Origin of the sequence: Amycolatopsis sp. WAC 01375, from assembly GCF_003947325.1 — a bacterium.
Classification (GTDB): Bacteria; Actinomycetota; Actinomycetes; order Mycobacteriales; family Pseudonocardiaceae; genus Amycolatopsis.
The window spans coordinates 249,999-273,128 of the sequence record NZ_QHHW01000054.1 but is presented as its reverse complement, the minus strand read 5'-3'; the positions used below and the strand labels follow the sequence as shown (position 1 = coordinate 273,128).

At 68.7% G+C, this 23,130-nt stretch carries 21 protein-coding genes; 5 read left to right on the top strand and 16 right to left on the bottom strand.

Annotated features, from left to right (window positions below; genetic code table 11):
- Positions 1 to 71: 71 nt before the first annotated feature.
- From DL991_RS36310 to eccCa, 3 genes are all read right to left on the bottom strand, one after another.
- Entirely contained in the window at positions 72 to 434 is a 363-nt protein-coding gene (locus tag DL991_RS36310) for a hypothetical protein (RefSeq protein WP_125788837.1), read from the bottom strand.
- A 12-nt stretch (positions 435 to 446) separates the two neighbouring features.
- The gene (locus DL991_RS36305) at positions 447 to 2,387 is read right to left on the bottom strand and encodes a type VII secretion-associated protein (protein WP_125788836.1); all 1,941 of its coding nucleotides are present in this window, start codon (positions 2,385 to 2,387) and stop codon (positions 447 to 449) included.
- A 68-nt stretch (positions 2,388 to 2,455) separates the two neighbouring features.
- Positions 2,456 to 6,463, bottom strand: coding sequence for a type VII secretion protein EccCa (gene eccCa, locus DL991_RS36300; RefSeq protein WP_125788835.1), 4,008 nt, complete (start codon positions 6,461 to 6,463; stop codon positions 2,456 to 2,458).
- A gap of 470 nt (positions 6,464 to 6,933) precedes the next feature.
- Here eccCa and eccD point away from each other — a divergent pair, with 470 nt between their 5' ends.
- Entirely contained in the window at positions 6,934 to 8,298 is a 1,365-nt protein-coding gene (eccD, locus tag DL991_RS36295) for a type VII secretion integral membrane protein EccD (RefSeq protein ID WP_125789069.1), read from the top strand.
- A 23-nt stretch (positions 8,299 to 8,321) separates the two neighbouring features.
- Positions 8,322 to 9,953 carry a type VII secretion-associated serine protease mycosin gene (mycP, locus tag DL991_RS36290; RefSeq protein ID WP_125788834.1) on the top strand — a complete coding sequence of 544 codons (1,632 nt, stop codon included), beginning with the start codon at positions 8,322 to 8,324 and terminating at the stop codon, positions 9,951 to 9,953.
- Between the two features lie 98 nt (positions 9,954 to 10,051).
- Here mycP and DL991_RS36285 read toward each other — a convergent pair whose 3' ends face one another.
- The 3 genes from DL991_RS36285 to eccB form a co-directional block, all read right to left on the bottom strand.
- The gene (locus DL991_RS36285) at positions 10,052 to 11,197 is read right to left on the bottom strand and encodes a WXG100 family type VII secretion target (protein ID WP_125788833.1); all 1,146 of its coding nucleotides are present in this window, start codon (positions 11,195 to 11,197) and stop codon (positions 10,052 to 10,054) included.
- Between the two features lie 5 nt (positions 11,198 to 11,202).
- On the bottom strand, positions 11,203 to 11,517 hold the full coding sequence (locus tag DL991_RS36280; protein ID WP_125788832.1) for a hypothetical protein: 315 nt from the start codon (positions 11,515 to 11,517) through the stop codon (positions 11,203 to 11,205).
- Between the two features lie 68 nt (positions 11,518 to 11,585).
- Positions 11,586 to 13,199: a type VII secretion protein EccB gene (gene eccB, locus DL991_RS36275; protein WP_125788831.1), complete on the bottom strand. Its 1,614-nt coding sequence runs from the start codon at positions 13,197 to 13,199 to the stop codon at positions 11,586 to 11,588.
- A gap of 567 nt (positions 13,200 to 13,766) precedes the next feature.
- Here eccB and eccE point away from each other — a divergent pair.
- The 3 genes from eccE to DL991_RS36255 all read left to right on the top strand — a co-directional run bounded on the left by eccE (position 13,767) and on the right by DL991_RS36255 (position 16,868).
- Positions 13,767 to 14,948, top strand: a complete 1,182-nt coding sequence (gene eccE / locus DL991_RS36265) for a type VII secretion protein EccE (protein ID WP_199746244.1) — start codon at positions 13,767 to 13,769, stop codon at positions 14,946 to 14,948.
- Positions 14,945 to 15,667, top strand: a complete 723-nt coding sequence (locus tag DL991_RS36260) for a hypothetical protein (protein WP_125788830.1) — start codon at positions 14,945 to 14,947, stop codon at positions 15,665 to 15,667. Before eccE ends, DL991_RS36260 begins: the two co-directional genes overlap by 4 nt.
- 241 nt (positions 15,668 to 15,908) lie before the next feature.
- A complete protein-coding gene (locus tag DL991_RS36255; RefSeq protein ID WP_125788829.1) occupies positions 15,909 to 16,868 on the top strand; it encodes an endonuclease domain-containing protein in 960 nt (319 codons plus the stop codon).
- Here DL991_RS36255 and truA read toward each other — a convergent pair.
- The 10 genes from truA to map all read right to left on the bottom strand — a co-directional run bounded on the left by truA (position 16,838) and on the right by map (position 23,100).
- Positions 16,838 to 17,671, bottom strand: coding sequence for a tRNA pseudouridine(38-40) synthase TruA (gene truA, locus DL991_RS36250; protein ID WP_233599223.1), 834 nt, complete (start codon positions 17,669 to 17,671; stop codon positions 16,838 to 16,840). The two genes, DL991_RS36255 and truA, sit on opposite strands and share 31 nt — an antisense overlap.
- Positions 17,672 to 17,744: 73 nt before the next feature.
- Positions 17,745 to 18,308, bottom strand: a complete 564-nt coding sequence (rplQ, locus tag DL991_RS36245; protein WP_020633327.1) for a 50S ribosomal protein L17 — start codon at positions 18,306 to 18,308, stop codon at positions 17,745 to 17,747.
- Between the two features lie 75 nt (positions 18,309 to 18,383).
- Positions 18,384 to 19,457, bottom strand: coding sequence for a DNA-directed RNA polymerase subunit alpha (locus DL991_RS36240; protein WP_005166811.1), 1,074 nt, complete (start codon positions 19,455 to 19,457; stop codon positions 18,384 to 18,386).
- Between the two features lie 127 nt (positions 19,458 to 19,584).
- The gene (gene rpsD / locus DL991_RS36235) at positions 19,585 to 20,190 is read right to left on the bottom strand and encodes a 30S ribosomal protein S4 (protein ID WP_037314696.1); all 606 of its coding nucleotides are present in this window, start codon (positions 20,188 to 20,190) and stop codon (positions 19,585 to 19,587) included.
- A gap of 23 nt (positions 20,191 to 20,213) precedes the next feature.
- Entirely contained in the window at positions 20,214 to 20,621 is a 408-nt protein-coding gene (gene rpsK, locus DL991_RS36230; RefSeq protein ID WP_020643222.1) for a 30S ribosomal protein S11, read from the bottom strand.
- 18 nt (positions 20,622 to 20,639) lie between these two features.
- Positions 20,640 to 20,825, bottom strand: coding sequence for a hypothetical protein (locus tag DL991_RS36225; RefSeq protein WP_034304268.1), 186 nt, complete (start codon positions 20,823 to 20,825; stop codon positions 20,640 to 20,642).
- Entirely contained in the window at positions 20,822 to 21,202 is a 381-nt protein-coding gene (gene rpsM / locus DL991_RS36220; protein WP_005166805.1) for a 30S ribosomal protein S13, read from the bottom strand. The genes DL991_RS36225 and rpsM overlap by 4 nt, the downstream gene beginning before the upstream one ends.
- A 205-nt stretch (positions 21,203 to 21,407) precedes the next feature.
- Positions 21,408 to 21,521, bottom strand: a complete 114-nt coding sequence (rpmJ, locus tag DL991_RS36215; RefSeq protein ID WP_004558882.1) for a 50S ribosomal protein L36 — start codon at positions 21,519 to 21,521, stop codon at positions 21,408 to 21,410.
- 36 nt (positions 21,522 to 21,557) lie between these two features.
- Positions 21,558 to 21,779 carry a translation initiation factor IF-1 gene (gene infA / locus DL991_RS36210; protein ID WP_005166804.1) on the bottom strand — a complete coding sequence of 74 codons (222 nt, stop codon included), beginning with the start codon at positions 21,777 to 21,779 and terminating at the stop codon, positions 21,558 to 21,560.
- A 544-nt stretch (positions 21,780 to 22,323) separates the two neighbouring features.
- Positions 22,324 to 23,100 carry a type I methionyl aminopeptidase gene (gene map / locus DL991_RS36205; RefSeq protein WP_125788828.1) on the bottom strand — a complete coding sequence of 259 codons (777 nt, stop codon included), beginning with the start codon at positions 23,098 to 23,100 and terminating at the stop codon, positions 22,324 to 22,326.
- Between the last annotated feature and the right edge of the window lie 30 nt (positions 23,101 to 23,130).

Here is a 23,130-nt window from a genome sequence, read left to right as displayed (position 1 = left end):
GGACGGCACGCCGCGAATCGCGTGCCGAAAAGGGCCTTCACCACGCGATTTAGCAAACGCACAGGGGTCGGTCAATCGCCTCGGCTCATGATTCGCGACTGCGAAAAGTCCTCGTCGTCGTCACCCACACGTGGCCTTCTGGCCGCCGGCTCTGGCCGAAGGGGAACCAAGTCCGCCGCTGAGGGCAAAGCGGGAACCGGAAGACCGGCCCCCGTGCGGAACCGTTTCGCGGCGTTCCGGACAGCGGCGGGGGTCGGCGCTGTCTCGCCGCCCGCGAGCCGTCCCTTGCCGAATTGCTTCGCCAGTTCCGCGTTCTCGCCCCGGCGGCGTTCGTACCGTGCCTTGGCCGTGCGGGCGACCTGCCGGGCATAAGTGACCGCGTCACGCCCTGTGCGGGCGAAGTGTTCGGCGGCGGTCTCGGGTTCGGGTGGCATTCGCCTCCCCCTTCAGTTGACGACCACCATCGTTTTGACGACCTGCTCGCAGGCCGCGCTCACGCGTTGTTCGAGCGGTGAGCCGGTGCCGTATTGGCAACCGATGTGAACGCGAGTCTTTCCCTGCGCGACGACGTACCAGTCGACGCGCGCGCTCGGCTTGGTCTCGCGGTAGTAGATGACGGTCCGGCCGGCGTAGTTCGCGGAGCCGTTGAAGCCACTGTACTTATGCGGTTCCATCCGTGCCCCGGAGCTGAGTTCGTCGACGAGTTTCTGTCTGTCGGCCGTCGCGTCGTAGGCCATCACGTACTCCTGGGCGACCACGAGGTCGTCGCCGGTGAGGGAGTCGCTCGGGTGGATCACCACCTGACGTTTGGCGACGCGGTCGTCGGTTTGCGTCCAGTCCATCGGCGCGATGAAGCGATAGTCGTACTGGGCGAGCGTCCGGCCTTCGGGCTCGGCCTCCCCGCTGTTGACGGTGAAGAGGACGCCACCGACGACCGCCGCTATGGCGACCACGGCCGCGGCGATGATCCAGGGCGTCTTCTTGCCCTTCCCGCCGCGCTCGGCGGGTTTGGTCTCGCGGGAAGGCTCACCCGGCCGCCACGGCGGCGGGGCCGCTATCCCCTGCTGTCCCATCGGAGGCGACGGCGGCCCTTGCCGCATCGCGTTTAGCGGGCTAAACGCGCTCTGCGGGGGCGGGCCGGGCGGGAACTGGGGGCGCGGGGTTTCGGGGCGCCGGTCGGCGGGGGCGGGCGCGGGGGCACCGCCGACGCGCGAGACCGCGGAACCCGCGAGCGACCCCGTCCGGTCCGGGTCGATCAGCACCGCGCGCAGGGCACCGCGGGCGACCACCGTCTCCGGCTGGTCCAGCGTGGTGGGCACGACACCGGTCCGCTCGTGCACCAGCCGGGACACCATCGGGATCCGGCTCGACCCACCCACGAGGAAGATCGCCGTCAGCTGCTTCGGCCGCAGCCCGGAATCGCCGATCGCAGCCACGGTCAGCTCGACCGCGCGCCCGAGCGGGCCCGCGATGATCCGCTCGAGGTCCTCCCGGGTCACGTGGGCGTCGGCGAACGGCGGCGGCATCGGAACGTCGGTGTACGCGTGCCGGGACAGCGTCTCCTTCGCGCCGCGCACGTCCTGCCGCAGCACACGGCGGCGCCGCCGATCGGTGAGTTCGCGGCCTTCGACGAGCTTCCGCCATTCCGGCGGATCGACGGACGACACCAGCGAACCCACGTGCTCCAGGAGCGCCTGATCGACGTCCGCTCCCCCGAAGCTCGGATCCCCCCGGGTGGCCAGCACCTGGAACCCGGCGCGTTTAGCGGGCGAACTGCGATCCGCCGGGCTGCCGGGCATGCGCTGGACCACGGAGACGTCGACGGTGCCACCGCCGAGGTCGAGCACCGCCAGTGCGTCGCCGGGGCGGCCGCTGAACTCGACGGTGCGCTCGGAGTTGAGGTCGGCCGGAGCGAACGTCGCCGCGTGATAGACCGCCGCGGCGACCGGCTCCGGCACGAGCGCGACCTGACGCGCGAGCCCGCCCGCCGCCTGCCGGAGCAGCCGGGTCCGGGTCGCGCCCCAATCGGCGGGGTGGGTCAGGACGAGCAGCTCGACCTCGGCGTCACCGGCGAGCCGGCGCGCCTCGGTCACCGCGCGTTTCAGCACGGCGTGGACGACGTCGGTCACGCGGAGGACGTTGTCGCCGAGCAGCAGGTCGCCTTCGTCGATCCGGCGCTTCGGATTCGGCTCGTAGCGCGACGGATCCACCGCCGCCTGCCGTTCCGCCTCCTGGCCGACGAACAGCGTCCCATCCGGCGCGGCGTAGACCGCCGACGACATCAAGGGCTGCCCGTCCACCACGACCACCTGCGGCTCGCGGCCGTTGATCGAGGCGACTACGCAGGTGCTCGATGTCCCGAAGTCCACCGCTACCCGCACAGTCACTAGCCACTCCCGCAGATCGTCGTCGTCACCCCTCGCCCAGCCGGGACCTCACCTGGTTCCGCGGGAGGTCAGTCCGGCTGGATCCACGAGACCTGCATGAGCTGCTTGCCGTGCTTCCGGGTCACGAGGTTGCCTCGGCCCGGCGGCATCTGGCTCGGCTTCACGTTCGCGACGAGGTTGCCTTCGTCACGCGAGCCGTTCATGACCATACCGGGCGCCGCGATCTCCCTGAGCTTGCCGAGGATCGGGTCGAACATCGCCCGGCTCGCGCCACCACTGCGGCGCACGACGATGACGTGCAGACCGACGTCTTTCGCCTGCGCGAGGAACTCGGCGAGCGGCTTCAGCGGGTTGCTCGTCTGGGTGGCGACCAGGTCGTAGTCGTCGACGATGACGAACAGCTCCGGACCTGTCCACCAGGACCGGGTCTTGAGCTGCTCCTGCGTGACGTCCGGACCGGGGAGCCGCCGGGTCATCGACCCGTGGACGTCCTTGACCATGCTGTCGAGCTGCGCGGCGGACACCGCGTAGCCGAGCAGCTGGTCCCCGCCGACGAAGCCGAGCATCGTGCGCCGGTAGTCGACGAGGATGATGACCGCTTCCTGCGTCGTGTACCGCTCGGTGATGCCTCGGGTGATCTGGCGCAGCAGGTTCGTCTTGCCCGACTCGCCGTCCGCGAACGCGTAGAAGTGCGAATCGGAGGCGAAGTCGAGGTAGATCGGCTGGAGGTCTTCCTCGTTGACGCCGATCGGCACCAGCTTCGAGTTGCGCTTGGAGTCGATGGACAGGACCTCGTCGTAGGTGACCATCTCCGGCAGCAGGCGGACCTGCGGCGCCGGACGGCCCTTCCACGCCGCCTTGATCTTCGCCACCGCGTCGGCGACACCGGCGGCGACGTCGTCCGCGTTGCTCGAGCCGTCGATCCGCGGCAGACCGGTCAGCAGGTGCAGCTTGTCCCTGGTGAGACCGCGGCCCGGACGTGCGGCCGGGACGTTCACCGCGACCCGGCGGTCGATGTCCGACTCGCTCGGATCACCGAGGCGCAGCTCGAACCGGGAACCGATCATGTCCTTGATCGCCGGCCGGATGTCCGCCCACCGGTTCGCCGCGATGATGACGTGCACACCGTAGGAAAGACCCTGGGTGGCCAGCTTGGTGATCGAGATCTCCAGCTCGTCGAAGTCGTCCCGCAGCGCCTTCCAGTTGTCGACGATCAGGAAGGCGTCACCGAAGGCGTCTTCCTCAGGCTTGATTTCGCCGCGCCGCTTGCGGTTGCGGAACTCGTTCATCGAGTCGATGCCCATGGCACCGAACCGGCCTTCCCGCTCGGTGAGCAGGGTGGTCAGCTCGGCCACGATCCGGCGGGCCTTGTCCGGCTCGCGGCGGGCGACGGCGACACCACCGACGTGCGGCAGGCCCTGGAGACCGGCCAACGTACCGCCACCGAGGTCGAGCGCGTAGAACTGCGCCTCCTCGGGGGTGTGGGTCAGCGCCATCGACATGATCAGCGTCCGGAGCATGGTCGACTTGCCCGACTGCGGACCGCCGACGATCACACCGTGCCCGGCGCCACCGGAGAAGTCGGCCCACAGCAGGTCACGGCGCTGCTCGTACGGACGGTCGACGATGCCCATCGGCACCTGCAGCCGTCCGTTGCCGAAGAACCCGACCGGGGAAAGACCGCGGTCGTCGGTGGGGTTCAGGTTCGGCAACAGGGTGTCGAGCGAGTTCGGTTCCTTGAGCGGCGGCAGCCAGACCTCGTGCGCGGGCGGGCCCTGGCCGATCAGCCGGGACACGATCACATCGAGCTCACTGGGCTCGACGGCCTCCTCCTGCTTGGCCTCTTCCACCGGCGCGGCTTCGATCTGCTGCGGCTCCGGCTCCTTCGGCAGTTCGACGAAGTCCGGGACGAACAGCTGCGGGCGCTTGTCCGCGCGAACCACCGTCGCGGCCGGGCCCGCCGCCTTGATCCCCGCGGGCCGGTACGGGCCCGAGACGTACGAGGCCTTGAAGCGGACCAGCGTCGAGGTGTCGTACTTGAGGTAACCACCACCTGGCACGGACGGCAGCTCGAACGCGTCGGGCACGCCGATCGCGGCACGGGATTCCGCGGCGGAGAAGGTCTTCAGACCGATGCGGTAGGAAAGGTGCGAGTCGAGACCGCGCAGCTTGCCCTCTTCCAGCCGCTGCGACGCGAGGAGCATGTGCATCTGCAGCGACCGGCCGAGACGGCCGATGGCGACGAACAGGTCGATGAAGTCCGGCTTCGCGGCCAGCAGCTCGGAGAACTCGTCACAGACGATGAAGAGCGCGGGCAGCGGGTCGAGGTCGGCGCCGTTCTCGCGGGCCTTCTCGTACTCCCAGACGTTCTTGAAGTTACCGCCGTTCTTCAGCGCTTCCTGGCGCCTGTTCATTTCGCCTGCCAGGGCGTCCTTCATCCGGTCGACCAGCGTGACCTCGTCCGCGAGGTTGGTGATGACCGCGGAGACGTGCGGCGCCGCGTCCAGACCGAGGAACGTCGCACCACCCTTGAAGTCGACGAGGACGAAGTTCAGCGTGCTCGACGAGTGCGTGGCGAGCATGCCCAGCACCAGGGTGCGAAGGAACTCCGACTTACCGGAACCGGTCGCCCCGATGCACAGGCCGTGCGGGCCCATGCCCTCCATCGCGGCTTCCTTGATGTCCAGCTCGACCGGCTGGCCGTACTCGCCGACGCCGAACGGGACGCGGTAGCGGTCTCGCACCGGGCGCGGCCGCCAGGACTGCTGGACGTCGAAGGTCATCGGGTCGCCGGGGATGCCCAGCAGTTCGAGCAGACCGGGGTTGGACAGCAGCGGTTCTTCCTCGGCGGCGTCCTGCGCGGCGGTGCCGACGCGGTACGGGGCGAGGAGCCTTGCGAGGGCTTCGGCCTCGACCACGCTGAGCGTGTCCGGGCGGCCGAACCATTCGACGCCGCCGGCGCTGCGCGCGCCGAGGCGGTCTTCTTCGACGACCAGCCGCAGACCGCGGCGGGCCGCGAGGTTGCCGATGGAGTCGGAAAGATCGATCAGGGTGACGCCGACCAGACCCTCTTCGAGGATGATCTGCTCCTCGCGGGTGACCTCGGCGTCGTCGACGATGATGACGACGTGCGGCTGGTCCGGGGCGGGCGTCGCGTTGCGAGAGAACCGCTGGCGGTCACGGAGTTCCTCGTCGAGCCACTGCTCGATCTGCGCGAGCGAGCCGGCCATCATCCGCAGCTGGCCGATACCGTCGGCGAGCGCCGGGTGCTGGGCGTGCGGCAGCCACTTCGCCCACTCCCACTCCTCCTTGGCGCGGCCCGCCGTCGCGACCGCGATGAGGACGTCGTCGGGGCTGTGGAAGGTGACCAACTGCGCCAGCATCGCCCGGGTGAGACCGCGGGTGAGGCCGCGGTCGCCCTGCATGCTGACCGCGGCGAACCCGCGGAGGGTGATCTGGGTCGGCAGGTCCGGGACGATCGAGTGCGCGCGGACGAACCGGCGCAGGGCGAGCGTGGCGATCGGCTCCAGCTCGTCGACGGGGCCGGTCTGCGGCGGCACCAGCCGCGTCGCGAGCCGGTGCGAGCTGCGGCCGACGCGGAGGTGGAGGAAGTCCTGGTCGTTTTGGCGGCGCTCCCACATGCGGCGGCTCGCGGCCAGCGACCACATCGTCTGCGGGTCGGGGTGAACCCACTCGAGCGCGGCACGCTGGTCGACCATGGCCTCGCGGGCCCTGTCGCGCATCTGGCCGAGGTAGCGCAGGTAGTCCTTGCGGTCCTCGTCCATCTCAGCCTTTTTGGCGCCACCGCCCTTGCCCGCGCCACCGGCCATCATGCCGACGGTGCTGAGCACCATCATGCCGCCCATCATCATCATCATGGGATTGCGTCCACCCGTGGTGAACATGAAGACCATCATCCCGATGGAGGCGACGATCATCACCGCGGGAAGCAGCTTCATGACGATGTTGCCCGGGATGGTGCGCGGCACCTCAGGCGGCGGTTCGAGATGCACCTCGCCACCCGGCGGCCGAGGCGCCGCCAGGCGCGGTGACTTCTTGAACTGCAGCGTGCTCATCGAAGGACCCCTCTTCAAACTCGACGATGGCGGCCACCGTTGGTGCGCGTACTGGTGCGCGAGACAACCTATCGAACGTGGCCGGTGAAATCCGGACAACGCCGAGAACGACCCCGGACGAGGGCCGTACGCATGCCGGGAGTGTAAGGCTCCGGCTCCGCCGACGTGCGTTTAGCGGGCTAAGTGCGATCCGGCGGCCCAGACGCCCGACGTGCGTTTAGCCCCCTAATCGCGATCTGGCGGCCGGGGTCCACTCAGGTGCCCACGGCTCCGGCGCGTCACGATTAGCCCGCTAAAGTCGACGCGCCGGCAGCTGATCTGAGGGGCTCGGAGGTCGCCTCTCTTACTTTTGCCGGTCTTTTTCCGACAGTCGATGATGTGGGCGCCCGGGTTCGGTATAGGTTCCCCCGGGAGCAGACTCTCAGGGCAGGGGGAAGGCAGTGGCAACGGGCACGACGGTATTCAGCAGGGTGACGGTGGTCGCGCCACGCACCCGGATCGACGTGGCTTTGCCGGCTGACGTCGCGGTGGCGGACCTGCTGCCCATGCTGTTGGAGATGGCGAAGGAGGCGACGCCGGACGGCGGCGCCCGCCACGGCGGCTGGGCACTCGCGAAGCTGGGCGACGCGCCGCTCGACCCGAGCCGGACCCTCGCGTCCCTCGGTGTCGTCGACGGCGAGCTCCTCCAGCTGCGCAAGCGCAACGAGAACCCGCCGCCTCCGCTGTACGACGACGTCGTCGACGCGATCGCCGAGTCGTCCCCGGACAGTTTCCGTCCGTGGACCAAGGAGACGGCGCGCCGCTTCGGGCACATCGCGGGCGGGCTGGCGCTGTTCTTCGCGGCACTCGCGCTCTTCACCAGCGGGTCGTTCTACGGCGGAAACGCACTCGCCGCCGCGATCGCGGGCGGTGTCGGCGCGATCGCATGCGTCGCGATCGGCGCGACACTGGCCAAGGCCTACAAGGCCGAAGCGACCGGCGTGCTGATCGCCGCGGCGGGCGGACTTCCGCTGGCCTTCGTCAGCGGCTTCTACATCGTGCCGGGGTTGTCCCTGTGGGCGAACCTGCTTCTCGCGAGCACTCTCGTGATCATCGTGGCGGCGGTCTGCATCCTCGTCATCGGGCACGGCATCACCACGTTCATCGCGGCCGCGACGACGGCCACGATCTCGGCGCTGACGTTCCTGGCCGCGACGCTCATCGACACTCCGATCGCCGGCATCGCGGCCGGCGCCACCGCGTTCTCGCTGGCGTGCATCTCGCTGCTGCCGCGCGCGACGATCAAACTCGCGGCCCTCCCGACGCCGCACGTTCCCGGTAGCGCCGAAGAGCTCAAGGAAGACTCGGGCTTCCCGGACTACCGCGCCATCGAACGCCGTACCGCGGTCGCGCACGAGTACATGACCGGCCTGCTGACCGGCTGCGGCGCGGCCACCGCGCTGTTCGCGATCATCGCCTCGACGTCTCCGTCGGTCTTCGGCCCGATTCTCGGCGTGATCGCCACGCTGGTCCTGCTCCTGCGGGCGCGGGCGTACGCGAACGGCGCGCAAGCGATCGCCCTCCTGACCACCGGCATGGTGTCCGGCGCGGGCATCCTGCTCGGCTGGATGTGGTCGGCGAGCCCGCTGAACCGCGTCCTGTTCGTGTTCGGCGCGCTGCTGCTGATCGGCGCCGGCGCGCTCGTGGTCGGCGTGATCTTCCCGAACCAGCGCTTCTCGCCGCCGCTGCGGCGGACCGTGGAGATCTTCGAGGCCATCTTCATCGCGACGGTGCTCCCGCTGGCGCTCGGCGTCATGGATCTCTACACGACGCTGCGCCACCTCAACTTCAAGTGACGACCCGATCGGATGATGCTCTGATGGCCGTAGCGCGGAAGTCCAGGGGGACGCGCGTCCGCCACATCGGCCTCGCCGGGCGTACCGGAACGGTGCTGCTGGCGGCCGGTATCGGTGTTCTCTCTCCGGCGTCGGTGGCGCTTCCCGCCTGGGCGCAGCAAAGCAGCGTCGCGGCGGACGCCGACGGCTACTTCGCGACCCCGCCTCCGGTGGACAAGTCGAAGAAGCCGGCGGACGAGGGCAAGCCGGACAAGAACTACGAGAAGAAGACCGAGTGCGTGCAGCGCAGCAAGCTCGGCGGCGACCAGGTCGACATCAAGAACCGTCCGTGGGGCCAGGAGTACCTGCAGATCGAAAAGGTGCACCAGCTGATGCGCGGCGCCACCCAGTCGGTCGGCGGAGGCGTCAAGGTCGCCGTGATCGACACCGGCGTCACCGCGCACCCGTACTTCGGAGGCCGTGTCGAATCGGGTGGTGACTACGTCGCGCCCCCCGGCGGCGGCAAGGCACCGGGGCTCGAGGACTGCGACGGCCACGGCACCGAGGTCGCGGGGATCATCGCCGCGAATCCGCCCGACGCGAGCATCGGGTTCCGGGGAGTAGCGCCCGACGCCACGATCCTGTCGATCCGTCAGTCGAGCCAGAACTACGAGGAAGCGGAGAAGAAGCCCGAGCCGCCGGCGTCCAGCGCCGCTCCGCCGTCTTCGCCGAACAATCCGGGATCCCAGCTTCCGCCGTCCTCACAGGGAAACGGTGCCGTCGGCGGCACCGCACCGGGTCAGGACAAGGGCGGGCGGCAGCAGGAACAGGGCAAGACCGCAGGCACGCTGAAGACGCTCGCGCAGGCCGTGGTCCGGGCCGTCGACAAGGGCGCCCAGGTGATCAACATGTCGGTCGACAACTGTCGTCGGGCGGACGGGAACATCACCCTCGGCGAGCAGCAGCTTCAGGCGGCGGTGAACTACGCCGTCGAGAACAACGTGGTCGTCGTCGCGGCGGCGGGCAACGTCGGTGAGAAATGCCCGCAGAACGATCAGCCGGACCCCAAGTCCCCCAAGATGATCGTCACGCCGCCGTGGTTCTCCGACGACGTCCTGTCGGTCGCGGCGATCGACGACACCGGCGGTGTCGCGGATTTCAGCGTCAACGGGCCGTGGGTCAGTGTCGCCGCTCCGGGCACCAAGATCATCTCGCTGGACCCGGCCGAAGGGTCGAGCAGCCTCGCCAACCTGACGATCGAGGGAAACGGGAAGCCCGGTGCCATCCAGGGCACCAGCTTCGCCGCGCCGTACGTCGCCGGACTCGCCGCTCTCGTGCGGGCGAAGTTCCCGGGACTGCCGGCTCGTGACGTGATGAACCGGATCAAGGCGACGGCGCAGCATCCGGCCGCACCGGGCGGGCGGGACAACTTCGTCGGCTTCGGCGTCGTCGACCCGATCGCGGCGCTGACGGCGATCGTTCCGTCGGAGGCGGACAAGGCCAAGCCGGTCCCGCTGCCCGCGAATCTGCCGCCCGCGAACGACCGCGATCCGGCCCCGATGATCGTCGCGCTCGCCGGAACCGGTGGGGGCCTGGTGGCGCTGCTCGTCACGCTGTTCGTGGTCCACTCGGTCCGCCGCAACCGGCCGGCTGCCCCTGCCCGCAAAACCCCGTAGGCGTCGACTTTAGCGGGCTAAACGTGATCCGAGCGGGACTCGCCTCCGAGCCGCCCAGATCGCGGTTAGCCCGCTAAAGTCGCTCCGCCGCTGGGGGCCTACTTGGCGGGCTTGGGCTTCGGAGCGGGTTTCGCCGGGGCGTCGTCCTCGCCGATCACGGGCGGGACGACCTGGCCGGGCTCGCCGACCACGTCGGACGGTTTCGAAGCGGGCCGCGTCTTCGACTGGTGAGCCGTCTGGCCTCCCCCGCCCATGCCGCCCATCATGGGGGCCATCCCCATCGGCATCATCGCCGATCCCGCCCCGGCGACGCCCTGCCCATGGGCCGGAGCGGTCTGAACGGGCGCGACCTCCGGGATCGGGGCCTGGCCTTGCTCGATCAGCGGTTCCTGCGACCCGGTCTTCCTGCCGTCGGCCGAGGACGGCGACGTCGACTGTTCGTCCGACCCAGCGCCGGAATCCACCTCAGCGGCGGCCTTCTCCGGCACCGGCGAACCCGGCGCTTCGGAATCGTCGTGGAGTTTGAACTCGTCCTGCGGGTAGCGGTGGGCGATCTCGATGCTTCGCGAGCCGGCATCAGGATCATCGACGCCGTCGCAAAACCGCACGAAGCCCTCGAGGACGTCGCGCGCGGCTTCGTAGAGGGCTTTGGCCGACTCCTGCGCCTCCTCCAGCTGAGTTCGCGCGCGCCGGACACCACCGACCGGCAGCATCGCGGTCTCGGAGGTCAGCTCCGCCGTGTCGACCAGGATCTCGACGAGGTCGGTCAGGATGCGACGGATCGACAACACCAGCTCGTCCAGCGAACCCGCCAGGGTGGTGAGGGCGTCTTCGACGTCGGAGCCCGCGGCGTTGATGTCCACGATGTACGTGACGAACGCGTCAGCGTCCTTGCCTGCCCACCCGGCGTCGAGGCGCCCGAGGTCCTCGGCAAGTTCTTTCGAAACGGTGCCCGAGGCCTTCGCCGCTTTCCGGAGCCGGTCCGCCTCGTCCTTCAAGTCCTCCCAGCGCCCCGCCAGCGGGGACAGGTAGGCCTCGACCGGATCGATCAGCCCCAGATGGCCGGACAGTTCCGAAACGAAGGCGAGATGCGGCGCAGCGGCCTCGACCAGCTCCTCACCACCCGAGCCCGGCGCGTTTAGCGGGCTAAACGCGCTCTGGGGCGCCACGGGAGCGGCAGCCGAACGGGCGGCCGCCATCGGGTGCGGGAGGGAATCCGTCGGGTTCTCCGATTCGGCGATCATGCGGTTCAGAGCTCCACGGCGCGCTTGATCATCTGCGCGGCCTCGTCGTCGTGCCCGGCATGCCGCGCGGTCACCGTGTGCAGGGCCTCGGACGCCGACCTCAGCGCGGCCGCGCCTTCCACCAGCTGACGTCGGATGGCCTCCGCCGCGCGCCCGTAGGACGCGCCGAGGCCCAGTTCCTCACCCAACGTTCCGTGGGACTCGACGGTGACACCGTCCCCGGTCACGTCCGTGGCCGCCAGCTCGAGCTCTCCGGCGGCCACGTCCACCCGCTTCGCATAGTCACCGACGACGACGCCGTCGATCTTCAGGCCGGCCACTGCACCCTCCACTCACCCGATACCGCTTGGGCGTTGAGACGCTCGCGCCGTCCGGCGGGTTCCCGCGATCAGTTACCCGCCGGAGCCTGCTGCGATTGCGTGGCGACCGAACCGGCCCGGTCGTCGATCGGCACGGTGTCGAACGTCCGGAGCACGTCCTGCGTGTTCAGCGAAGCGCCGGTGGGCAGGATCCTGATGATGGACTCCGGCGCGGGCACCCGCTTGTTGAGCCCGATCGAGTCCGCCGTCACCGCATCGGGGATGCCGTAACGGATCCCCCGATCGGAGATCAGCTGGATCGGTCCCTTGTCGAAGGTCTCCTTGCCGGTCGCCGACTGGACGACGGCCGCGAAACCGGGCTCCATGAAGAAGCTGTTGATCGGGGCGCCCACCGGGCCGGGAGTGCCGATCTTGACGCCGGGCGCGGAACCGTCGGCGTTCCTGCCCTTCGGCAGCTTGTCGTCGACGAACACCGCCGTGTGCCCGTCCCGGTTGGAGCCGTCGCCCGTGATGGACCAGCTCAGGCACGAGACCCGGGAACCCTGGGTCGCGTTGAGCACCGTCGGCACCGTCTGGGGGTAGGCGTCGAGTTCGACGACCTGGGAGACCCGCGTGAGGTTGCGGATCTTGCCCAGCGGCACGGACATGACCGAAGTGCTGCCGTCGTTCTTCCCGGTCTGCACGATGTCCGCGACGGCCGGGGAAATGGGCTGGATCCCTTCCTTCGTGATGAGGTAGAAGTCCTTCCGCCCTTCGGCCTGTTCGGTGGAGAAGACGTCGCCGACCTTCATGCCTTCGATTTCGAAGTTGGGGGTCTCGCCGTCCCCGGGGACGGTCGGGAGCTTCAGCTCCGGCACCTCGGGAATCGCGTCGAGCAGCCCCTGGGAGATACCGCGGGGCTGGTCGGACAGCTTCAGCGCGGAACGGACGGCGCTCGCGTCCGGCTTGATCTCGGCCTTGACCGCGTTCGCGTTCCGGAGGTTGGGATCCGGCCTCTGCCGGTAGATCAGGTACTCCCTGCCGTTGGCGCCCTTGGCGAGCAACGCCTCGTTCTGGCCGAGTTCGCGGTTCCCGAGCTGTTTCACACCCGCGTAGACGGTCGTCTCCGTCTTCGACAGATCCGGCTGGGGCACCGACGGGTCGTACATGACCTCGTCGCACACGCCCCAGTCCGCGGAGACACGCTGGCTTTCCGTCGGCATCAGCTGCGGGCCGTTCGGAATGCCCATGAGCTGACCGCGGGGAATGTTCTTCAGCTGTTCGTCCGAGACGACTGTGGGGTTCTTCACTTCGGAGGCCTGCGTCGGCCCGGAAGGCTTGGCCCCCGCCTGCTGCGCCCCTTGTTTCGACTGCGCGATGATCAGCAGCCGCGCGGACGCGAGGTTGAAGGTCGGAATCAGTTTCTTCGGGTTCCCGGCCACGACGTACACCGTTCCGGATTGCTCGCCGATGACGATGTTTCCCGCGTCCGGCACGGACGGCTTCGGGCTCAGCAGGCCCCAGATGACGAAGACCAGGACGCCCAGCGCGGCCAGCACGACCCCCACGATGGTGGCCCGCGTGTGCGTGCGCATCGGGTCGTGGAGCATGACGGCGTCGCGACGGACCAGCGCGGATTGCATCCGTCGCAGAACGAACTGATAAGCCTGAACTTGAGACTTAGTAGTCGGTGTTGATGGCATTCTCGACCTACAGTCCTCCCCGTCGCGGTACGGTTCCGCAGGATAGCCGTACGGGGACCGTCTGGTGTGGGGTTTCTACCAACTCCAGCTAGTGTCAAGTTCCTCGGGACCGGCTTTCCGGGTACGCAGCACGCACGAGGGGAAGAGAAAGCGCGGATGTCCGTCACCACTCCTCCACGTCCGCCCGGCCCTCCGGGGCCGCAACCTCCTGGTCGTCCGCCGGGACCGCCGCCAAGGCCCGGCAGACCGGGTGGTCCGGGCGGCCCGGCCGGAGGCCCGGGAGGTCCCGGAGTTCCTCGCGGTCCCGGCGGCCCTGGAGGGCCTGGCGGACCGCAGGGTCCTGGCGGCCCCGGTGGCCCAGGAGGCCCAGGAGGCCCCAAGGGTCCCGGCGGGCCTGGTGGGCCAGGGGGCCCTGGTGGCCCGGGGGGTCCTGGTGGGCCTGGTGGCCCGGGCGGTCCTCCGTCCGGTGGCCCCGGCCCGCAGTCCGGCCCTCCGCCCGCTCCAGCGGCGCGGATCGCCGCGCCGACGCGGCGCCGGACCGGCGGGATCAACCTCGGCCCGCTCCCGGTGGCGAACCTGGTCGTGCTCGAACTCGGGCTCGCGATCGGCCTCGTCCTGCTCGCGATCAACATGAAGCTCAAGTACGTCGCGATCGGCGTGCTCGGGGTCGCGATCATCATCGCGTTCCTGCGCTGGGGCGGCCGCTGGTTCACCCAATGGGCCGGGCTCACCCTGCGGTACATGTTCCGTTCACACGATCGTGTGGCGAATCCGCTTCCGCCGAGCAGCATCGAGTCGCTCGCCGCCGAAGAGGACGCCGTCACCGGCCCTGACGACGCCCGGGTGAACCTGCTTCGCCTCGCCGTTCCCGATCTCGTCGTCGCGCACGGTGTGGACCACGAACGTCAGCAGGTCGGCCTCGCGTGGAACGACGGGACGTGGACCGCCGTCCTGCTCGTCGAACCCGCGCCCGCGCTGATCACCCAGGCGGGTGGCGCGCCGAGCCTGCCGCTGTCCGCGCTCGCGCCGTGCCTCGAAGACCGCGGTGTGGTCCTCGACTCGATCCAGATGATCTGGCACTGCTACCCGGGCAGCGCCGCGCTTCCGTCGGACTCTCCGGCCCTCAGCTCTTACATGGAGGTGCTCGGCCCGCTGCCCGCTGCCGCGCGGCGGACTACGTGGGTCGCCATCCGGCTCGACCCGCGCCGGTGCCCGGCCGCCATCCGCGAACGTGGCGGCGGCGTCGTCGGTGCGCATCGCGCGCTGATCGGCGCGCTGTCGCGGGTGCGCAACGCCTTGGAGTCGCAAGGCGTGCCGACCCGGCCGCTCGATCCGGACGAGCTGCTGCGGTCCAGCATTTCGGCCGCGGAGCTGACCGCGGTCGCCGGCTCGCAGGGGAAGGTCGGCCTGCAGGAGCGCTGGACCGGCGTCACCGCGGCGGGCATCGGGCACGCGAGCTACGCGATCACCAGCTGGCCGAAGGGCAAGATCAGCGGCAGCCTGAACGCGCTGACCAGTGTCCGCGCGTTGTCGGCGACGGTGGCGATGTCGATCTCGCCGTCCGCCGACGAAGGCAAGATCGGCCTTCGGGGAATCGTTCGACTGAGCGCGCGGAATCCCCGTGAACTGGACGCCGCCGACCAGCGGCTGCAGGGCATCTCGGACCGGCTGGGAGTGGCGTTGACGCCGCTGCGCGGCCTGCAGATCTCCGGGTTCTCCGCGACTTTGCCGATCGGAGGCACGGCATGAGCACCCGCATGCGCGATGCCGGCCAGAGCGCCGGTGTCGCCCCGGAATTCACCGTCGACCCGGCGATGCTCGATGCGATCAGCCCTTCCGGTGATCGCGGCGGGATCGTCCTCGGCTCCGGGCTCAAGGGCGAGCCGCTGACGATCTCCGCGCTGCGCTCGGCGCCGACCCGGATCGTGCTCGTCGGTGGCCTGTACCTGGCTCGTCAGGTGGCGCTGCGCGCGATGGCGGTCGGGGCGTGGGTCGTCGTGGCGACCGGGCGTCCGGCCGCGTGGCAGGTTCTTCCGCAGGCCGCGGGAAATCAGCCCAACGGCAGGCCTTCGCCGCTGGTGCAGATCCGGCGGCTGTCGCCGGTGGACCTCCCGCGCCCGTCCGAGGACGCGCCGCTGCTGGTCGTGACCGACGGGGGGCCGACCCCGCAGGACCTGTTCCCGCCGCGGTCGCCGTGGCAGACGACGGTCTACGTGCTGCCGTACCTGCATCCGCAGGCCGGGGCGACCGCGAACGCGGCCGACCTCGTGCTGATGCAGCGGCTCCCGCCGGGCCAGGCCGAACTCGCCGCGCGAATCTGGCGGCTCCCGCCCCAGATGATGAAGCAGCTCACGACGTTGAAGGACGACCAGGTCGTCGCTCTGGGCCGAAACCTCTGGCGCCCTCTTCGCCTGGTAACCACGGCGAAAGAGCAGCAGATCCTGGGCCCCGTACGTCGCGGCGACTAATCCGACGCGGCGACTTTAGCGGGCTAACCGCGCTCTGCGGGGGCACTGTCCATATCGGACAGTGCCCCCGTCTTGCGTCCGCCGCGCGTCGCGTTTAGGCCGCTAAAGTCGACCTGGGCGTGAGGTTTAGGCGTCAAGAGGGAATCGCGCAGGCTGTGGATAAGCCGGGGGTTGTGGATAAATCGCCCCCGAGAGGCAGTGACGGACGTGCCTTGTCGGTCTTGTCGATCACCGTATCGGCATGACCAAGCCCTTCGATTCATCTCACCTCCCCGAAGTCTTCCGCGGCTCAGACGCACGCAAGGCGGGTCTGATTACGGCCAGCCGTCTGCGTGGCCCGAGCGTCCGGCGACTGTTCCAGGACGTCTACACGCGCGCTGACGTCGAAGTCACGCATGAACTACGGTGCCGCGGGGCCGCGTTACTGGCACCGCCGGAAGCCGTGCTGACCGGGCGATCGGCCGCGACCGTCCAGGGCGTCCAGCTGGCCAAGCCCCATGATCCGGTCGAGATGGTCGTACCGGAGAAACAACGCTTCGGCCCGATCGTCGGTATCAAGATTCGGCGGACCGAGGTCAAACCCGAAGAATCGAGGCCGTGGAACGGAATTCGCATCGCGCGGAGAAGTCGAATCGCACTGGACCTGCTCCTCCGGCTTTCTCCTCGCAAATCCGGATGGGTACGACGGCTCCGCATCGGCGTCCCCGATCTGGACCAGTTCATGAGAGCCGAGAAACTGACCGACCTGCACCTTAATGGAGAGTTCTACGGTCGCCGCAATCGAGGAATCCGCTTGGCCAGGCACGCTTTGCGCCTCTCCGACCCTCGCGCGGAGTCGCCTCCGGAATCGGAACTGCGGATCGTGCTGGCCGCCGGCGGCATTACCGCGACACCCCAGCTCGAGGTCTTCTCCCGAACTGGCCATTTCGTCGCTCGTCTCGACCTCGGCGACGAGACGTACCGGGTCGCCATCGAATACGACGGCCGATGGCACAACACTCCAAAGCAACGAGCCCACGATCGCAAACGGCGAAGACGGGCGGAGGCCGAGGGCTGGCGTTTCGTCATCGTCACCGCGGATGACCTGGCGAACGACTTCAAAGGCATCGTCGAGGCCGTCTGGCAGGCCCGCCGGGGCGCGTTTAGCCCGCTAACCGCGCCGCGACCGGATCAGGAGGAGGTGCGCATGGCCCGCGTTTGATCCGCACGGGCGGCGAGTTCGGTGTCCGGCGGGTAGTCGACGGCCATCAGCGTCAGGCCGTGTGCGGGAGCGACAGCGCTGTCACGCGTCCGGCTCTCCAGAACGTCGCCGGGCCAATCGAGCGGACGACGGCCGTCGCCGACCAAGAGCAGGGCCCCCACGAGACTACGCACCATCGAATGGCAGAACGCGTCAGCGGAGACCGCGACCTCGACCGCGTACGGACCGGTCCGCCGCCATTCGAGCCGCTGCAGCTCGCGAATGGTCGTCCCGCCTTCACGCTGCTTACAGAAGGCCGCGAAGTCCTGAAGCCCCAAGAGAGCCGACGACGCCTCGTTCATCGCATCGACCGAGAGCGGACGGGGCCAGGCCAGGGTGTCGTGACGCCGCAACGGATCCACGCCCCATGGCGCATCCGAAACACGGTAAAGGTAGTGACGACGCACGGCCGAGAACCGCGCGTCGAACCCAGGCGCCGCGACCCGGGCGTCCAACACCCGCACGTCCCCCGGCAGGTACCGATTCCAGCGGTGACGCATCCGCCCCAGGTCAGGAATGCCCTGCTCGTCCAGTTCCAGGCGACCGGATCGCGTTTTGCCCGCTAAAGGCGACACGTCGACGTGGACCACCTGGCCGGACGCGTGCACACCGGCGTCGGTGCGGCCGGCGACGACGACGGACTTCGGGACCGATGCTCCTGGAGGTTGCTTCGCGAGCGCCTCTTCGAGGACTCCCTGCACCGTGCGCCGCCCGGGCTGCCGTGCCCAGCCGGAGAAATCGGTGCCGTCGTAGGCGACATCCAGACGCAGACGAACGAGCCCGCCCTCCGCAGTGGGAGTGGCGGGCTCGTCCGGGGTGTTCGGTGCCGTCAGGACGTCAGTCCTTCTTGCTGTCCGCGTCCGCGGCGGGGGCCTCAGCGGCCTCGTCGGCGGCGGGAGCCTCGGTGGCCTCCGGAGCCTCGGTGGCGGCCGTGTCGGCAACCTCAGGGGCCTCGGTGGTCTCCTCGGCGGCCGGGGCGGCAGCCTTCGGCTCGTCCTTCGCGAACTTCGTCTTGCGCGCGGCCTCGGCCTCGGCGGTGACGGTCTTCTCGGCAACCAGCTCGATGACGGCCATGGGGGCGTTGTCGCCCTTGCGCGCCATCGTCTTGGTGATCCGGGTGTAGCCACCCGGACGCTCCGCGAAGAACGGACCGATCTCGGCGATCAGCTTGTGCACGACATCCTTGTCGCGCACGATGCGCTGGATCTGACGACGGTTGTGCAGGTCGCCCCGCTTCGCCTTCGTGATCAGCTTCTCGGCCAGCGGGCGCACCCGCCGGGCCTTCGCCTCGGTCGTCGTGATCTTGCCGTGCTCGAACAGCTGGGTGGCCAGGTTGGCCAAGATCAGCCGTTCGTGCGCGGGCGACCCGCCGAGACGGGGTCCCTTTGTGGGGGTGGGCATCGGTTCTCCTCGTTCAGCTCACAGCTGGAGGCCGAGGCTCCCCCACCCCTACCGGTGAGGGAGCCGAAGCTGGCCTTACAGCTGCTCCGTCTCTGCGTAGTCCTGGCCATCGTCGTGGCCGTTGTCCGAAATTCCGTCCGTGATGCTGTCGACGCCCTCGGACCAGCCTTCACCGTCGTAGCTGGCCGCGGCCGCGGTCGGGTCGAACCCGGGCGGGCTGTCCTTCAGCGCGAGGCCGAGACCGACGAGCTTGAGCTTGACCTCGTCGATCGACTTCGCACCGAAGTTGCGGATGTCCAGCAGGTCGGCCTCGCTGCGCGAGACCAGTTCGCCGACGGTGTGGATGCCCTCGCGCTTGAGGCAGTTGTACGACCGGACGGTGAGGTCCAGGTCCTCGATCGGCATCGCGTAGGCGGCGATGGTGTCCGCCTCCTGCGGCGACGGGCCGATCTCGATGCCTTCGGCGTCGACGTTCAGCTCGCGCGCGAGACCGAACAGCTCCACCAGCGTCTTACCGGCCGACGCGACAGCGTCCCGCGGCGTGATCGACGGCTTCGTCTCCACGTCCAGGATCAGCTTGTCGAAGTCGGTGCGCTGCTCGACACGGGTCGCCTCGACCTTGTACGTCACCTTCAGCACCGGGGAGTAGATGGAGTCGACCGGGATCCGGCCGATCTCCGCGCCCGCCTGCTTGTTCTGCAGGGCCGGAACGTAACCGCGGCCGCGCTCGACGACGAGCTCGATCTCGAGCTTGCCCTTGCCGTTCAGCGACGCGATGTGCAGATCCGGGTTGTGCACGGTGACACCGGCCGGGGGCACGATGTCGGCAGCAGTGACCTCACCGGGGCCCTGCTTGCGCAGGTACATGGTGACCGGCTCGTCCTCTTCCGAGGAGACCACGAGCTCCTTGAGGTTCAGGATGATGTCGGTGACGTCTTCCTTCACCCCGGGAACGGTGGTGAACTCGTGCAGCACGCCGTCGATGCGGATGCTCGTCACGGCCGCGCCCGGAATGGACGACAGCAGCGTGCGACGCAGCGAGTTGCCGAGCGTGTAGCCGAAGCCGGGCTCCAGCGGTTCGATGGTGAACCGGGAGCGAGTCTCGTTGACCGTCTCTTCGCCGAGAGCCGGCCGCTGGGAAATCAGCATCTTTCCTAATTCCTTTCCAAACGGCGCCCGCCATATGACACCGAAAGGGATGGCGAAACGGCGGCGCACTCCGGGCGCCGCCGCCCGTGCCCACACCGGGCCGGGGTTTCCCCGGCCCGGTGATGGATCACTTCGAGTAGAGCTCGACGATCAGCTGTTCCTGGACCGGAACGTCGATCTGAGCGCGCTCCGGGAGCTGGTGGACCAGCACACGGAGGTTGGACGGAACAACCTGGAGCCACGCGGGAACGGGACGCTCGCCGAACGACTCCTTGGCAGCGACGAAGGGCAGCATCGCGAACGACTTCGGCCGCACGTCGATGATGTCCCACTTGCTGACCTGGTACGAGGGCACGTTGACCTTGACGCCGTTGACCACGAAGTGACCGTGGCTCACCAGCTGACGCGCCTGACGGCGGGTGCGGGCGATGCCGGCGCGGTAGATCACGTTGTCCAGACGGGACTCGAGGATCTGCAGCAGGTTCTCACCGGTCTTACCCGGACGCCGGACGGCTTCCTTGTAGTACCGGACGAACTGACGCTCGAGAACGCCGTAGGTGTAGCGAGCCTTCTGCTTCTCCTGCGACTGCAGGAGGTACTCGGACTCCTTGATGCGCCCGCGGCCGTGCTGGCCCGGCGGGTAGGGGCGACGCTCGAAAGCCTGGTCGCCGCCGATGAGGTCAACCTTGAGGCGACGCGAAATACGCGTCGCGGGGCCGGTGTAACGAGCCATTTCTTCTTACTCCTCCCCGTTCCTCAGACCCGGCGCCGCTTGGGCGGGCGGCAGCCGTTGTGAGGCTGCGGGGTCACGTCCTGGATGGTGCCGACCTCGAGGCCGGCGGCCTGCAGCGAGCGGATCGCCGTCTCGCGACCCGAACCCGGGCCCTTCACGAAGACGTCGACCTTCTTCATGCCGTGCTCGGCAGCCTTGCGGGCGGCGCTCTCGGCGGCCATCTGCGCGGCGAACGGGGTGGACTTACGCGAGCCCTTGAAGCCCACGTGACCACTCGACGCCCACGCGATCACGGCACCGGTCGGGTCCGTGATCGAGACGATGGTGTTGTTGAAGGTGCTCTTGATGTGCGCGTGACCGTGCGCGACATTCTTCTTTTCCTTACGGCGGACCTTCTTGGCCCCCGCCGCAGTACGAGACTTCGGTGGCATGTTTTGAGGGTTCTCCTGTTAGCGCGCGTTCTCTTGGTGAGCGGCGACCGCTTCGGCCTGTCCGCGCCGGATGATCGAACCGGCGTCGGTGTACAGGTTGCGGAGCGCCATCGGGCGGGCGTAGAGCGCCTTGGGCGAGACACAAGCCGAGCCACGACGGCGGACGCCGCCCATCTGCACGACCTTCTTGCCCTGGACGCTCACTTCTTGCCAGCCTTCTTCTTGCCGGCGACCGTCTTCTTCGGACCCTTACGGGTGCGGGCGTTCGTCTTGGTGCGCTGACCACGGACGGGAAGTCCGCGACGCCAGCGAAGGCCCTCGTAGCACCCGATCTCGATCTTCCGACGGATGTCGGCGTTCACCTCGCGGCGAAGGTCACCCTCGACCTTGAAGTTCTCCTCGATGTAGACCCGCAGCTTGGCGAGGTCGTCATCGCTCAGATCCTTGACGCGGGTGTCCGCGTTGAGCTCGGCAGCCGCGATGAGCTGCTTCGAGCGGGTACGGCCGATGCCGTAGATGTAAGTCAGCGCGATCTCCAACCGCTTTTCGCGGGGGAGGTCTACGCCAGCGAGTCGTGCCATTGGCGTTGATGCTCCTTCATAGAATTCATCTTCAGGTCTGCTCCCCGTCCGGTTCCGGGACCGACTCGCCTGTCGTGCCCTTGGCTTGCGCTTCGGGTGTCCCGGCCTCGGCCTGAAGTCCGAGGGTGAACCGGGCCGTTCGCACGGCCCGGCAGGTGCGGGGAGATTGTGTAGCCGTCAATCCACTCTGTACGAGTGCGAGTGATCAGCCCTGCCGCTGCTTGTGCCGCAGGTTCTCGCAGATCACCATGATCCGGCCGTGACGGCGGATCACCTTGCACTTGTCGCAGATCTTCTTGACGCTCGGCTGGACCTTCACGTCTCCTGCTCTCCTGCTTGTGCTAACTCGTCGTGATCACTTGTAGCGGTAGACGATGCGACCACGAGACAAGTCGTAGGGCGAGAGCTCCACGACGACCCTGTCCTCGGGCAGAATGCGGATGTAGTGCTGCCGCATCTTGCCGCTGATGTGTGCAAGGACCTTGTGGCCGTTCTCCAACTCGACGCGGAACATCGCGTTGGGGAGCGGCTCGACTACGCGGCCTTCGACCTCGATGGCCCCGTCTTTCTTGCCCATGTCCTCCGCATTTCCTGTCGCTACGCTGTGCTATCAGTCAGAGCTTTGAGTGCTTGGCTGAGTGGTGCATCGGCACACTCCAACCCGGGTCCAATGTCCGTCCGCGAGAATTCACGAGCGCGCAGGATCCGGGCGCGATGAGTACACCGACTTGACAGTGTACGCAACCCGTGTCGTGAGCCCCAAACGGGGGGTGACTGTGTTAGACGACCCCTGAGTCCGCCTGCTGCGACCTCAACCATCGTACGCCCCCGGCCGACCTGCGTTTAGCGGGCTAAACGCGCTCCGGCGGGTCTGCGACCTGGCGCGTTCTGCGGGCGAGGTGCACCCGATAGGGGTAGCGGGCGGCGGCCCTGCCGACGCGACCCGAGCGCTGCGCCGGCCTGCGGACCGACTTGCGTTTCGCGGGCTAACTGCGATCCGGGCGCCTTCGCCTTTAGCGGGCTAAACGCGCTCCGGTGATCGCGTTTAGGAGGCTAAACGCAGGTCGGGGCGCACTTGCGTTTAGCGGGCTAAACGCGATCCGAGAGCGGAGAGGCCCAGGTCAGGCGTCCTCGGGGGCGGTCAGCACCCATGGGCCGTCGTCGGTGATCGCGACGGTGTGCTCCCAGTGCGCGGCTCGCGAGCCGTCCGCGGTCACGACGGTCCACCCGTCGTCGAGCTCGACGGTCTCACCGCCGCCACCGGTCAGCATGGGCTCGATCGCGAGCGCCATGCCGGTCTTGAGCCGCGGGCCCTTGCCCGGTTTGCCCAGGTTCGGCAGGAACGGGTCCATGTGCATCTGGCGCCCGATACCGTGACCGCCGTACTCGACGATCATCCCGTACTCGATGCCGTCTTCCTGGCTCGCGTTCTCGGCCGCGGTCTGCACCGCGTGCGAGATGTCCGTGAGCCGACCGCCGGACGACACCGCGGCGATTCCCGCCCACATCGCCGCCTCGGTGGCGGCCGAAAGCGCCAGATCCGCCTTCGACACCTCACCGATCGCGAGGGTGACCGCGGAGTCGCCATGCCAGCCGTCGAGGATGGCGCCGCAATCCACCGAAATGATGTCGCCGTCGTTCAAGGCCTGCGTCTTCGACGGGATGCCATGGACGATCTGCTCGTTCACCGAAGCGCAGATCGACGCCGGAAAGCCGTGATACCCCTTGAACGAGGGCACCGCGCCGGCGTCGCGGATCGTCTGCTCGGCGAGTTCGTCGAGATCGGCCGTGGTCGCCCCCGGCTTGGCGATCTCGCGCACCGCGGTGAGGGTGCGCCAGACGACCAGCCCGGCGGCCCGCATCGCCTGGAGCTCGCCAGGAGTCTTGATTTCGATCATGCGCCCACGACGAAGCCGTTGCAGTACACG